Annotated in this window: 13 protein-coding genes and 1 tRNA gene; 8 read left to right on the forward strand and 6 right to left on the reverse strand. The window is 62.0% G+C overall.

The genetic code is table 11. The features are described 5' to 3' along the window. On the reverse strand, positions 1 to 1,112 hold a 1,112-nt coding region (gene aceA, locus ABI213_RS15275), incomplete at its 3' end, for an isocitrate lyase (protein WP_348027722.1). 314 nt (positions 1,113 to 1,426) lie between these two features. Between aceA and ABI213_RS15280 the strand changes: the two genes are divergently transcribed. Continuing rightward, positions 1,427 to 1,906, forward strand: a complete 480-nt coding sequence (locus ABI213_RS15280; protein WP_348007825.1) for a YqaA family protein — start codon at positions 1,427 to 1,429, stop codon at positions 1,904 to 1,906. Here the strand turns inward: ABI213_RS15280 and ABI213_RS15285 are convergent. From ABI213_RS15285 to ABI213_RS15295, 3 genes are all read right to left on the reverse strand, one after another. After that, positions 1,903 to 2,655 (reverse strand): RNA pseudouridine synthase, encoded by a 753-nt coding sequence (locus ABI213_RS15285; protein ID WP_348007826.1) that lies wholly within the window; start codon positions 2,653 to 2,655, stop codon positions 1,903 to 1,905. The two genes, ABI213_RS15280 and ABI213_RS15285, sit on opposite strands and share 4 nt — an antisense overlap. Before the next feature lie 94 nt (positions 2,656 to 2,749). Beyond that, positions 2,750 to 3,835: a redox-regulated ATPase YchF gene (ychF, locus tag ABI213_RS15290; RefSeq protein ID WP_348008330.1), complete on the reverse strand. Its 1,086-nt coding sequence runs from the start codon at positions 3,833 to 3,835 to the stop codon at positions 2,750 to 2,752. 189 nt (positions 3,836 to 4,024) lie between these two features. After that, complete coding sequence (locus tag ABI213_RS15295; protein WP_348008331.1) at positions 4,025 to 4,876, reverse strand: MOSC N-terminal beta barrel domain-containing protein; 852 nt, start codon at positions 4,874 to 4,876, stop codon at positions 4,025 to 4,027. 53 nt (positions 4,877 to 4,929) lie between these two features. On the opposite strand from ABI213_RS15295, the gene ABI213_RS15300 reads away from it, so the two are divergent. The 7 genes from ABI213_RS15300 to ABI213_RS15330 all read left to right on the forward strand — a co-directional run bounded on the left by ABI213_RS15300 (position 4,930) and on the right by ABI213_RS15330 (position 11,434). After that, entirely contained in the window at positions 4,930 to 6,057 is a 1,128-nt protein-coding gene (locus tag ABI213_RS15300) for an FAD-dependent monooxygenase (RefSeq protein WP_348008332.1), read from the forward strand. A gap of 1 nt (position 6,058) precedes the next feature. Then, the gene (locus tag ABI213_RS15305) at positions 6,059 to 6,778 is read left to right on the forward strand and encodes a DsbC family protein (RefSeq protein ID WP_348008333.1); all 720 of its coding nucleotides are present in this window, start codon (positions 6,059 to 6,061) and stop codon (positions 6,776 to 6,778) included. 116 nt (positions 6,779 to 6,894) lie between these two features. Then, on the forward strand, positions 6,895 to 7,329 hold the full coding sequence (locus ABI213_RS15310) for a DUF3429 domain-containing protein (RefSeq protein WP_348008334.1): 435 nt from the start codon (positions 6,895 to 6,897) through the stop codon (positions 7,327 to 7,329). A 24-nt stretch (positions 7,330 to 7,353) separates the two neighbouring features. Further along, complete coding sequence (locus ABI213_RS15315) at positions 7,354 to 9,168, forward strand: peptidase M61 (protein WP_348008335.1); 1,815 nt, start codon at positions 7,354 to 7,356, stop codon at positions 9,166 to 9,168. A gap of 93 nt (positions 9,169 to 9,261) precedes the next feature. Then, positions 9,262 to 10,041 (forward strand): enoyl-CoA hydratase, encoded by a 780-nt coding sequence (locus ABI213_RS15320; RefSeq protein ID WP_348008336.1) that lies wholly within the window; start codon positions 9,262 to 9,264, stop codon positions 10,039 to 10,041. 36 nt (positions 10,042 to 10,077) lie between these two features. Beyond that, positions 10,078 to 10,154, forward strand: a tRNA-Met gene (locus tag ABI213_RS15325). A gap of 71 nt (positions 10,155 to 10,225) precedes the next feature. Then, positions 10,226 to 11,434: a multidrug effflux MFS transporter gene (locus ABI213_RS15330; protein WP_348008337.1), complete on the forward strand. Its 1,209-nt coding sequence runs from the start codon at positions 10,226 to 10,228 to the stop codon at positions 11,432 to 11,434. Here the strand turns inward: ABI213_RS15330 and ABI213_RS15335 are convergent. Together ABI213_RS15335 and ABI213_RS15340 are read right to left on the reverse strand one after the other, a co-directional pair. Continuing rightward, a complete protein-coding gene (locus tag ABI213_RS15335) occupies positions 11,431 to 12,609 on the reverse strand; it encodes an HAD family hydrolase (protein ID WP_348008338.1) in 1,179 nt (392 codons plus the stop codon). The two genes, ABI213_RS15330 and ABI213_RS15335, sit on opposite strands and share 4 nt — an antisense overlap. Positions 12,610 to 12,612: 3 nt before the next feature. Then, the coding region (locus ABI213_RS15340; RefSeq protein WP_348027724.1) for an ABC transporter ATP-binding protein at positions 12,613 to 13,239 on the reverse strand (627 nt) is incomplete at its 5' end.

The following is a 13,239-nucleotide window of genomic DNA, read 5'->3' on the forward strand; positions in this document are numbered from 1 at the left end:
GCCAAGTCGAACATGTTGTACCACATGGAATGGATGCCAGCCAGGGTGATGAACTGGTACTTGTAACCCATGGCACCCAGCTCGCGCTGGAACTTGGCGATGGTCGCGTCGTCCAGGTTTTTCTTCCAGTTGAAGGATGGCGAGCAGTTGTAGGCCAGCATCTTGCCGGGGTGGACCTTATGCACGGCTTCGGCAAATTTGCGGGCAAATTCCAGGTCGGGCGTGCCGGTTTCGCACCACACCAGATCGGCGTAGTGGGCGTAGGCAATGGCGCGGCTGATGGCCTGGTCCATGCCCTTGTTGGTCTTGTAGAAACCTTCGGAAGTGCGCTCACCAGTGATGAAAGGTTTGTCGTTTTCGTCGTAGTCGCTGGTCAGCAAGTCGGCGGCTTCGGCATCGGTGCGGGCAATCACCAGGGTGGGCACGCCGCACACGTCGGCGGCCATGCGGGCAGCGATCAGCTTTTGCACGGCTTCGGCGGTAGGCACCAGCACTTTGCCGCCCATGTGGCCGCACTTCTTGACGGAGGCCAACTGGTCTTCCCAGTGCACGCCGGCCGCGCCGGAGTTGATCATGGCCTTCATCAGTTCAAACGCGTTCAGCACGCCGCCGAAACCGGCTTCGGCATCGGCCACGATGGGCGCGAAGTTGTCGATATAGCCTGCGTCGCCTGCGTCAATGCCCTTGGAGTGCTGGATTTCGTCGGCACGGCGGAAGGTGTTGTTGATGCGCTCGACCACCTTTGGCACCGAATCCACGGGGTACAGCGACTGGTCGGGGTACATGGCGGCGTAGCCGTTGTTGTCGGCAGCGACTTGCCAGCCGGACAGGTAGATGGCTTTCACGCCGGCCTTGACTTGCTGCATGGCCTGGCCACCGGTCAACGCGCCCAGGCAGTTCACATAGGCTTCGGTGTGCAACAGATCCCAGAGCTTTTCTGCACCACGGCGGGCCAGGGTGTGCTCGATGGGGAAAGAGCCACGCAGACGCACGACTTCGGCCGCCGTGTAACCACGCTTGATGCCCTTCCAACGGGGGTTGGTGTCCCAGTCTTTTTGCAGAGCGGCAGCTTGTTGGTCACGGCTGAGTTGTTCGGTGATGGATTGCGGCATAAAAACTCCAAGGTGGATGGAAAAGCGAATCAAGGGGTCTGCACTGCAGTGGTTTGCGGTGCCGATGCATAAATTCTAAGTCTTCTATAAGACTTTTCATACTCTTATGTCTTATATAAGATTAAAAATTTAACCGAACAAAATCAATTGCTTACGAATTATTTTTTATGATGTGAAAACAATTTTTGTATTTTGATAAAAAATATTGCAGTGCAGCAATGCCCGGTTTCGCAGTGCGGTTTGACATTTCCACATAGTGAAAAATTGGCGGCAGTAGCGCAAAAACGCTGCGAGCGCCCCACTACACTGGGCCCATGGAATCCTGGATAGCCCACCTTCTCACCCTGTTGGCCCTGCCGCAATTCGGCCTGAGCACCGTATTTATCGTCTCGTTTATCTCGGCCACACTGCTGCCACTGGGCTCGGAGCCGGTGGTGTTTGGGCTGGTCAAGCTCAACCCCGAACTCTTCTGGCCCGCCATCCTGGTCGCCACTGCGGGCAACACCCTGGGTGGCGCGGTGGACTGGTGGATGGGTTTTGGCGCACACCGGGTAGCGGATAAATACCAGCATTCATCGCACCACACCCGCGTGCTGGGCTGGCTGGAGAAGTTAGGGCCCAAAGCCTGTTTGCTGGCCTGGCTGCCCTTGGTGGGCGACCCGCTGTGTGCGGTGGCGGGCTGGCTGAAACTGCCGTTTTGGCCCTGCTTGGGCTATATGGCGATAGGCAAGTTCTTGCGCTACGTGATGATGACCGGGTCGCTGATTTGGGCGTTCCCGGCAGATTGGTTTTAAAACCGCTCGTGTTCAGCCAGGTAGCGCCACTGGCCGGGCGCTAGCGCCGTCATGGCCACGCGGCCCACGCGGATGCGTTTGACGCTGCGAATCTGCAAGCCCGCGCTTTCGCACAGATAGTCGATCTGTCCCGGGCGTTCGCCTTTGAGGGCGAAACGCAAGCGGGTTTCGGTGTCGGTATTGCTGCTGATGCTGACCTTGGCGGCCGTCAAAATCTTCTCAACGTACTGCACCGGATCGGCCAGTTTGCGCAGCATGCCGGGGGTGACATCGCCCACCACCTCCACCATCACCTCGTGCTCGATCAGGTCGGCATCTTCTTCCAGCTTGCGCACTACCCGGCCGTCCTGGGTGTAGACCACCAAGCCACTGGCGCGGCTGTCCATGGGCGTGGCCAGGCGCAACTGGGCGAAGTGCTTCTTGAGGGTGCGGATGCCGGAACGGTCGTCGACAGCATGGTTCTCGCGCGTCAGCAAGGTCAGCGCGGGCTGCGCTTTCGGGCCTGGGCCTGCATCCAACCCAGCGGTAAAACCTACGGGTTTGTGCAGCAAGAGCGTGACCGTGGGTGCCACCAGCAGGCTGGCATCGGAGTCCACGGTGATCTTTTGTGCACCGACGCGGAACATCGGCTCGTCCACCACCTGCCCATCCACCCGTACCCAGCCGCCTTCGATGTACTGCTCCGCCTCACGGCGGGAGCAGGCCAGCTGTTCAGCGAGGCGTTTGGCAAGGCGTACCGGTTCGGTCATGGGAGGCAATACAGTGGGAAAAATTAGCTACTACAGTTTTTATAGCTGCCAGCGCAGGTACTACCTGCGCCAGAGGCCTAAAAAGCTTAAAAAATTAAGAGCTGAACAAGAAGTTCATCACGTCGCCGTCCTTGACGACGTATTCCTTGCCTTCGGCCCGCATCTTGCCCGCGTCCTTCGCGCCCTGCTCGCCCTTGAAGGCGATGTAGTCGTCAAAGGCAATGGTCTGGGCGCGGATATAGCCCTTCTCGAAGTCGGTGTGGATCACGCCCGCCGCTTGCGGGCCGGTGTCGCCGACGTGGATGGTCCAGGCGCGCACTTCCTTCACACCGGCGGTGAAGTAGGTTTGCAGGCCCAGCAAGGTGTAGGCGGCGCGGATCAGGCGGTTCAGACCGGGCTCGGTCTGACCCAACTCTTCCAGGAACATGGCGCGGTCTTCGTCCTCCATCTCGGCCATTTCGGCTTCCATCTTGGCGCTGATGGCCACCACGGGCGCGTTTTGCGCAGCGGCGTAGGCCTTCAGGCGGTCCAGCATGGGGTTGTTCTCAAACCCGTCTTCGGCCACGTTGGCCACAAACATGGCGGGCTTGGCGGTGATCAGGAAGAATTGCTTGAGCAGCGGCAGCTCTTCCTTGGTGAAGTCCAGCGTGCGCACCGGCTTGGCTTCGTTCAGCGCCACCTGGCACTTCTCCAGAATCGCTACCAGCTTGATGGATTCTTTGTCGCCCGAGCGCGCCAGCTTGGTCACACGGTGCAGGGCTTTTTCCACGGCGGACAGATCGGCCAGGCAGAGTTCGGTCTGGATCACTTCGATGTCGGAGATCGGATCGACCTTGCCCGCCACGTGGATCACGTTGTCGTCTTCAAAGCAGCGCACCACATTGATGGTGGCATCGGTTTCGCGGATGTGCGCCAAAAACTTATTGCCCAGGCCTTCGCCCGTGCTGGCACCGGCCACCAAACCGGCGATGTCGACAAATTCGACCACCGCAGGCACCATGCGCTCGGGTTTGACGATCACGGCCAGCTGCTCCATGCGCGCATCGGGCACCTCGACGATGCCAACGTTGGGCTCGATGGTGCAAAAGGGATAGTTTTCCGCAGCGATACCCGCCTTGGTCAAGGCGTTAAACAGGGTCGATTTACCGACATTGGGCAAGCCAACAATGCCACATTTCATGGGTTTCCTTTGCACACCCCCAGTCTGCGCGCACTGCGTGTCGCTTCGCCAACCCCCTTGCAGGGGGCGATACCGACGGCCCGGCAAAGCCGGTTCCGTGGTATCCCACGAAGGGGACAGGGTTGTTTATTGCGTGCCGTGGGGCGGCGTAGATGGTGAAAGATAACCATCTAGTGTATTCGACAGGGTTTAGTCGAACTTGTAATCCGCCGTGGCCGCCTGGCCGACTTGCAGCACCACGTCCATACCTTGCAATACGATGGCGTTCATGCCAAAGGCCACGGCACCACCGACGACGGCGGTTTGGCGGTAGGTTTGCAGCATGTCGCCCACGGTGGGGGTGCTCAGAGCGGTGCGGGGGTCGATGTTGGGAATCGGGCAGCGCGGGCAGGGTTTGACCATGCGCAGGCGGGCCTCGCCCTGGACGGTGGCGATCAGCAGTTCGTCCAGCCGGTCTTCGTCGTGGGCTTCGATGCCTGCCAGCACGATGTTGGGGCGAAAGCGCTCCATGGTGACGGCGGCCTCCCCGGCGGCAACCAGGCGTTGGTTCAGGTCAGCCAACGAGGCTTCGCTGATCACCAGCACCGCGAAGCCGTCAGAAAACTGGTTCAAGCCCTCAGCGTCGCCCGTCCATTGCGCGCTGGACAGGCGGCGGTGGTCGGGGTTGAAGCGCACCAGGCGCAGCGGATGGCCCAAAAAGTCGCTGAACCACTGTGCTGCCAAGTCGCCCATGTCGAAGGCAGGCACGGTGTCTTTCCACACGGTGACTTGCACGGCGTGCTCTACTTTGTCTAGCTGCACGTGCAGGTCCAGCATGCCTGGGGCCCGTAAAACCATCTCAAATGCTTTGAGCTGGGGCTGGACCAGGGCCATGCGCGGCAGCTCGCGCTGGGTGACGAACTGGCCCTGCGCGTCCACCACCATCCAGGCGCGGTCGAACTCCAGGCCGGTATCAAGCAGCGTCACCTGGTCCAGCGCCACCCCGGCGCAGGATTTGACGGGGTAGACGAACAGGTGGGAGATGGTGGCGGTGACATCCATGGGGGCAAATCCTTGGCAAATCCAATATTGTGACCGCCTCCTACAATCCTGATATGGCCCAACCTTTTGACATTTGTATCCGTGGCGCTGGCATTGTCGGCCGCACTTTGGCGTTGTTGCTGGCGCGGGACCGGCTGCGCGTGGCCTTGGTCGCCGATCCGGCCCATCCCGCCCCAGCCGACGACGTGCGCGCCTACGCACTCAACACGGCATCGCGCACGCTGCTTGAATCCCTGCGCTGCTGGCCCGACGCCGAGCACGCAACGGCGGTGCAACAGATGCACGTCTGGGGCGACAAGGGCGGCGAAGTCACCTTTACCGCCAGCCAGCAGGGCGCACCTGCGCTGGCCTGGATCGTGGACGTACCCGCGCTGGAAACCCGCCTGGGCGAGGCGGTGCGCTACCAGCCGATGATCGAGGTGGTGGACAGCCCCGTCGCAGCCGCCCTGACCGTGGTCTGCGAAGGCAAGGCCAGCGCCACCCGGGCCGAGCTGGGCGTGGAATTCGACAGCATGCCCTACCACCAGCAGGCCGTAGCCACCCGGTTGGTATGCCAAAAACCGCACAACCAGACCGCACGGCAGTGGTTTGTCAATGGCGAAATCCTGGCTTTTTTGCCCATGCAGGGCGAGGCGGGGAACTCTGTGGCCGTGGTGTGGTCTGTGCAAGAGGACCGCGCCGCAGCGCTGCTGGCCTTGTCACCCGAAGATTTTTGTTTGGCTTTGCAAGAGGCCAGCCACGGCGCACTGGGAAGCCTGGCGCTGGACGGCCCACGGGCGGCCTGGCCATTGCACAAGGCGCAGGCCAGCCGCTGGATCGGTAGCCAAGGCCAACGCGCTTGGGTGTTAGCGGGCGACGCGGCGCACACCGTGCATCCGCTGGCGGGCCAGGGACTGAATCTGGGCCTGGGCGATGCGGCCACGCTGGCGCAGGTACTACAGGGCCGCGAGTACTGGCGCAGTGTGGGCGACGCGCGCCTGCTACGCCAGTACGAGCGGACGCGCAAGACGGCGCTGCTGGCGGTGGGCGGGGCAACGGACGGTTTGCAGCAGTTGTTTGCGCGCGGTGACGCGACCACACAGGGGCTGCGCAACTGGGGCATGCAGGGGTTTGAGCGCAGCGGCTGGGTCAAGACCTGGGTCGCGCGGCAGGCCATGGGATTAGAAACATTCGGGAATTGACATGACATTTTTGAAATTTGCGGTCGCCACGGCCATCGCCATCGCGTGCCTGGGTGCGCAAGCCCAAGAAGCCGCGATCCGCAAGAACCTGGCCGAGCGCATTCCGCAAATGCCCAAAATTGAAGAGATCAACAAAAGCGCCATGCCCGGGCTGTTTGAGTTGACGGTGAGTGGCGGCGACATCATGTACACCGATGCCGAAGGCAACTTCCTGATCCAGGGCAACCTGATCGACACCAAGGCCCGCCGCAACCTGACCGAAGAGCGGGTCAACAAACTCAGCGCGGTGGACTTCGACAGCCTGCCCAGCAAAGACGCGTTCACCATCGTGCGCGGCAACGGCAAACGCAAGATTGCGGTGTTTGAAGACCCCAACTGCGGCTACTGCAAGCGTTTTGAGAAAGACCTGCAGAAGGTGGACAACGTGACCATCTCGCTGTACCTGTACCCCATTTTGAGCGCCGACTCCACCGAAAAGGCCCGCAACATCTGGTGCGCCAAAGACAAGGCTAAGGCCTGGCAAGACTGGATGCTGCGCAGCCAAACCCCGGCCCAGGCGCCCTCCATGTGCGATGCGCCCGCCCTGGCACGCAATGTCGAGTTCGGCAAAAAGTACCGCATCACCGGCACGCCCACCCTGCTGTTTGCCGACGGCTCGCGCATCCCCGGTGCCGTTCCCTCGGAGCAGGTGGAAGCGCAGCTGGCGAAGATAAGGAATTGATAGGACATACGCAGCATCCCCTGATGCCCTCTGGGCCATCAGGGGACTCGCGTAAATCCTGACTAATCTTCGCAGCCCCCGTGGGCGCAACGGCAAATGCCGTGAAAATTACGCCCATGCAAAACATGACCGTAGAAACTTTGGTGCGCCGCCTGGCCTATCTGGGCCTGGTGCCTTTTGTGCTGTTAGCTGCGCTGGTGTGGATGGTGGCAGACAACCTGCACCCGTTTGTGGCCATCGCGTTGGTCAGCTACGGGGGTGTCATCACCGCGTTTTTGGGCGGCATCCATTGGGGTATTGGCTTGCGCCCCAATGCGCCGAATGGCCTGCGGCACATAGCCTGGGGCGTGGTGCCCTCGCTGGTGGCCTGGGTGGCGGTAGTGATGCCCGCCTACGCGGGTTTGCCGCTACTGGGCTTGCTGCTGGTAGCCTGTTACGTGGTAGACCATAAAACCTGGCCCCAGGCCGGGCTGGCGGCTTGGCTGCCGATGCGCCTGCACATCACTACCGTAGCCGTGGTGTGTTGCCTGCTGGGGGCTGCGGGGACCTGAGCACAGTGGGGTATTCTTGGTGCCATGCCCAATACCACTGAGATGTGCCCCGTCCATTACCGCGTGGAGCTTGCCAACCTGCATGCCCACCTGTTCCGCGTCACGCTGACCATCGCCCAGCCCGCCGCCCTGCAGCGGGTGTCGCTGCCGGTGTGGATTCCGGGCAGCTACCTGGTCCGCGAATTCTCCAAAAACCTCCAGCATCTGCATGCCCGCCAGGGCAAACGCGCCCTGCCCGTGCAGCAGCTGGACAAAAACACCTGGGAAGTGGCGGCCCAGCCGGGCAAACCGCTGGTGCTGGTGTGTGAGGTCTACGCCTTTGATACATCGGTGCGCAGCGCCTGGCTGGACGCAAGCCGCGGCTTCTTCAACGGCACCAGCCTGTTCTTACGCGTGCACGGGCACGAAGATGCAGTGCATGGGCTGGAGTTGGAGGCCACCCCGGCCACAGCGCACTGGTCGGTCGCCACCGGCTTGACCGCCACCAAAGTGGATACCGCGGGCTTTGGCCAATACCAGGCCGCCCACTACGACGAACTGGTGGACTGCCCGGTGGAGCTGGGCACCTTCTGGAGCGGTGAGTTCAAGGCCTGCGGCGTGCCGCACCGCTTTGTGGTGGCGGGCGCACCGCCCTCGTTCGACGGCGCGCGGCTGCTGGCCGACACCAAGGCGATTTGCGAGACCGAAATCCGCTTCTGGCACAGCGCCAACGGCAACGGCAAAAAACCCGGCAAACCGCTGCACAAAAGCTACGTCTTCATCCTCAACGCCGTGGACGACGGCTACGGCGGGCTGGAACATTGCAATTCCACCGTACTGGTCTGCAACCGCCGCGACCTGCCGCGCACCCCCGATGCCGAGGCCAAAAAGCCCGCCGCTCTGGTCAAACGCAGCGAGGGCTACACCACGCTGCTGGGGCTGATCTGCCACGAATACTTCCACACCTGGAACGTCAAGCGCCTGCGCCCCGCCGAATTTGCGCGCTACGCCTATGACGCAGAGCAGTACACGCCGCTGCTGTGGTTTTTTGAAGGTTTCACCAGCTATTACGACGACCTGCTGCTGCGCCGCGCGGGGCTGCTGGACAACGCCCACTACCTCAAGCTGTTGAACAAAACCATCAACCAGGTGCAGCAAACACCGGGGCGCTTCGTGCAATCGGTGGCCCAGGCCAGCATGGATGCGTGGGTCAAGTACTACCGGCAGGACGAAAACACGCCCAACGCCACCGTCAGCTACTACACCAAGGGTGCGCTGGTAGCACTGTGCTTTGATCTGACCCTGCGTGGCCAGGGCCAGACCACGCTGGACGATGTGATGCGCGCCCTGTGGCAACGCTGCCAGGCCGGGCCGATGCGCGAGGCCGACTTTGCCGAGGTCCTGGCCCAACTGGCCGGGCGCAGCTTTGAGGCCGAAATCCAGGCCTGGGTGCACGGCACCGCCGATTTGCCGCTCAAAGACCTGCTGGCCGGGCACGGCGTGGCGGTGCATGAAGACCCGGCCCAACTGGCCCAGCGCCTGGGCCTGCGCGTGTCCGAAGCCCAGGGCGTGCAGATCAAGGTCGTGCTGCGCGGCGGTGCGGCCGAGCAGGCGGGCATGGCGGCGGGCGACGAATGGTTGGGCGTGGAAACCACCGACGGCGGCTGGCGCATGGCCAAGCTGGACGATCTGCTGCTGTACGCGGGCAGCACCCGCCAAGTCACCGCCCTGGTGGCGCGCGACAAACGCCTGCTGCGCCTGCCGCTAAGCTTGCCCACCATAGCCAGCACCACCACCTGGCGGCTGGCCACCGAGAATCCACGCGCCGTTATGGCCTGGCTGGAACCCGGTAAAACTTAATTTATATAAAAAGTGCCTCTTGCGCTTATCTGACCAGCACAAGCAGCTCTCAATTAAATAGCAAATCCATTTTCTGCAGCACAAGGATTTTTAATGGACTACCAGGCAATTACCGTCACCACCGAAGCGGACAAGGTCGGCATCATCGCCCTGAACCGCCCCAAACAACTCAATGCTCTGAACGACCAACTGATGGACGAACTGGGCCACGCGCTCAAGGCGTTTGATGCCGATCCCGCCATTGGCTGCATGGTCATCACCGGCAGCGAGAAAGCCTTTGCCGCGGGTGCGGACATCGCGGCCATGGCGGCCTACGACTTTGCCGAAACTTTCAAGACCGATTTCGTAACCCGCAACTGGGAAACCCTGCGCACCGTACGCAAGCCGGTGATTGCCGCTGTAGCGGGCTTTGCCCTGGGCGGTGGCTGCGAGCTGGCCATGGCCTGCGACTTCATCATTGCCGCCGACAACGCCAAGTTTGGCCAACCCGAGATCAAGCTGGGCATGATTCCCGGCGCGGGCGGCACCCAGCGCCTGCCGCGCGCCGTGGGCAAATCCAAAGCCATGGACATGGCCCTCACCGGCCGCATGATGGACGCCACCGAGGCCGAGCGCGCAGGCCTGGTCAGCCGCGTAGTACCGCTGGACCAACTGATGACCGAGGTGCTGGGTGCCGCCCTGGTGATTTGCGACTACGGCCAACTGGCGGTGATGGCGACCAAGGAATCGGTCAACCGCGCTTTTGAGAGCAGCCTCAGCGAAGGCATGCTGTTCGAGCGCCGCCTGTTCCACGCCATGTTCTCTACCGCCGACAAACGCGAAGGGATGGATGCCTTCCTGAACAAGCGCAAAGCCGTTTTCACGCACCGCTAAAACCAAGGCAAAATCCGGTATATAATCTTGCTCTTTGGTGATATAGCTCAGTTGGTTAGAGCGCAGCATTCATAATGCTGATGTCGGTGGTTCAAATCCACCTATCACCACCAAATTTAAAACCCGCAGAGCTTTTGGTTCTGCGGGTTTTTCCGTTTTTGGGTTTTCGCTACATGGCTGCCACATGAAATCACACTTCTTCCGCACTGCACTGGTCCTGGGTTTGCTGTCTGCCATCGGCCCGTTCGCCATTGACATGTACTTGCCCGCCCTGCCCTCCATCGGCCAGAGCCTGGGCGCATCCATGGGCGCGGTGCAGGCCAGTTTGATGGCGTTTTTTCTGGCACTGAGCATTGGCCAGCTGATTTACGGTCCGGTGTCGGACATGGTGGGGCGCAAGCTGCCGCTGTATTTTGGGCTGCTGCTGTTTGCAGCTGCCAGCGTGGGCTGCGCCCTGGCGCCGGACATCCACACCCTGGTCATCCTGCGCTTTGTACAAGGCCTGGGCGCTTGCGCGGGCATGGTGGTGCCGCGCGCCGTGGTGCGTGACCTGCACACCGGGCACGATGCCGCACGGCTGATGTCCATGCTGATGCTGGTGTTCAGCGTGTCGCCGGTGCTGGCACCGCTGACCGGCAGCTACCTGATCGAATGGTTTGGCTGGCGCAGCGTGTTCTGGGCCGTAACGATCGCCGCCGCACTGGGTATTGCGCTGCTAGCCACCAGCCTGCCCGAGACGCGCCCGCCCGCGGACCGGGTGGACAGCAGCGTAGGCAGCGCCCTCAGCTCTTATGGCGTGCTGCTGCGCGACCGCCATTTTCTGGGTCTGGCCTGCATTGGCGGCTTTGGCATTGCCAGCTTTTTTGCCTACCTGGCCAACTCGTCGTTTGTGCTGATCGACCATTACGGATTGACGCCGCGCCAGTACAGCTTCTGTTTCGCCGCCAACGCCGCCGCCTTCATTGGCGCATCGCAGTTCACCGGCGCACTCAGCCAGCGCTTTGGCATGGCCCGCGTGGTCAAGCTGGCCGTCATCGGGTTTGCCGGAGTCATGGCCTTGCTGGCGGCGCTGAACCTGGTGGGCGTGGACCGCTTGGATGTGCTGTTGGTGCTGCTGTTCGTCGGCTACTGCTTTCTGGGCATGGTGGTGCCCACATCGGCTGTGCTGGCGCTAGACGACCACGGGCAGATTGCGGGCACGGCATCCGCCATGCTGGGCACGGTGCAGTTTGTCGTGGGTGCACTGGTGATGGCCGTGGTGGGCCTGTTTGTGGACGGCAGCGCTCGGCCCATGGTGCTGGGTATTGCCGGGTCGGCGCTGATCACATTCGCACTGACACGCGGCACGCTGGGCGGCACCCGTGCAGCAGCCGCAGCGGCTGCCCCGCGTTAAGCCAGAAGGCGGACTTCGGTCTGTCCGTATTTCAGCGTGGCTTCTTGGCCGTTGAAGCGGCCGGTATGTTCGTCGCGGCCCTGTAGCAAAAAGCGCACATTCGGCTGGCCTAGCGTGGCCACAGCTTGTTGGCTGTTGGCACCGATCTGGCCGGGGTGCAGGCGGTTGATGATCACGCCCAGGCGGGTGTCGGCAAAGTCTTTCATCATCCAGGCGTCGCCATCGCTGTCGCCACACACCAGAGCCGGACCATAGCCTTTGGCGGCAAGGAAATGCTTTTCGATGCCGATGGTTTTGCCCGGCCCCCAGTTGAAGTGCCAGTCTGCGCGGTACACGTTGGTGTATTTGCCGTCCTGGATTTCCAGCTTCAGGCCCAGCACGTTCTCGGGCGCAACGCCGTAGCCGTAGTCCGGGTGGCTGGCAAATACGCGCACCACATCGTCCATCGACGCGGTGGACACATGCACATCAAAACCGTGGGCGCGCAAAGCCCCCATCAACGCCACCATGTCGGCATCGACCCGCATGCCGTAGAAGTGCACCGGGGCGACCCGCCCGGCCCGGCCCGGCAGCTCAGCACTGCTGTGGATAGGCGCTTGCACCAAGGTCTCACCCAGGTTCTGTGCCACGCAGGCGGTCACCATGGCCTGGAACTCGGCCGGGGTGAAGTTTTTATAGAAATAGATGATCCACTTGTAGCCGACTTCCATCGGATAGGTATCACACAGCGCACCGTACAGAAAATAGAACTTGGCGCGGAAGTTCTTGAACGGCTCGGTCAGGCGGATGTCGGCCAACGGCTGCGTGCCACCCAAGGTATCGCAGTGGGCGTAGAGCCAAGCATAGGCCTCGTCGATGTCGGCGGCCAGGTCGTGCATGGACACGGGCTGGCCCTCCAGGTTGGTGTAGTCGGCGTGGAGCACGCCTTCGGGCACACCCTGGCGCAGCACCTCGGCAAACTCGGCCGGGGTCAATTTGAAATGCAGGTTTTCCGCCTGGTACAGCAACAACGCCTCTTCGGTGTCATTCATGATGCAGGTGTTGTCCCAGTCGAACACCGCATAGGGCTTGCGGGCAGGGTCATAGCCGGGGCTGTGCTGGCCTAGGTTATCCAGCATTTGCTGGAGGGCGCGGCGGTTGGCCTCAGACCAGCCGGGTGTCAGTGCAGATGCCATGGCTCAGACCGTTTCTTCCAGAACTAAGAGGTTGTCAAACGAAAAGCCCAGGGTCACGTTCTCGCCACGCTGCGGCAGGGCCCGGTGGGGATCGTTAAACACGTCGAGCGACAGCACAAACGACTCTGCACGCACGCGGATGCGCACCACCGCCCCCAGAAAATTCACGTCTTCTACGGTGGCCTGCAGGGCGTTGCGGCCCGGCACCGGCGGTTCCAGCGTGATGGCTTCGGGCCGGATGGCCAGCGCCCGGGTTTGCCCCGCCACCGCGCCCGGCATCTTGGTAGCCGTCACCAAAGGCTGGCCGGCCACAGAAATCTGGCCCGAGGCCGGGTCCACCACCACACCCGACAGCAGGTTCAGCGTACCGACAAACGAGGCCACGAAGCGGGTGCGCGGGAAGTTGTAGACCTCGCTGGGGGTACCGATCTGCTCGACCCGGCCTTCGCTCAGCACCACGATGCGGTCGGAAATGGACAGCGCTTCTTCCTGGTCATGGGTCACAAACACCGAGGTGATGCCCAGCTCGCGCTGCACGGCACGGATTTCTTCGCGCAACGAGACGCGGATCTTGGCATCCAGCGCCGACAGGGGTTCATCCAGTAACAGCACCTGCGGCTTGCCTGCCAA

The organism is Rhodoferax sp. (assembly GCF_039922535.1).
GTDB lineage: Bacteria > Pseudomonadota > Gammaproteobacteria > Burkholderiales > Burkholderiaceae_C > Rhodoferax_B.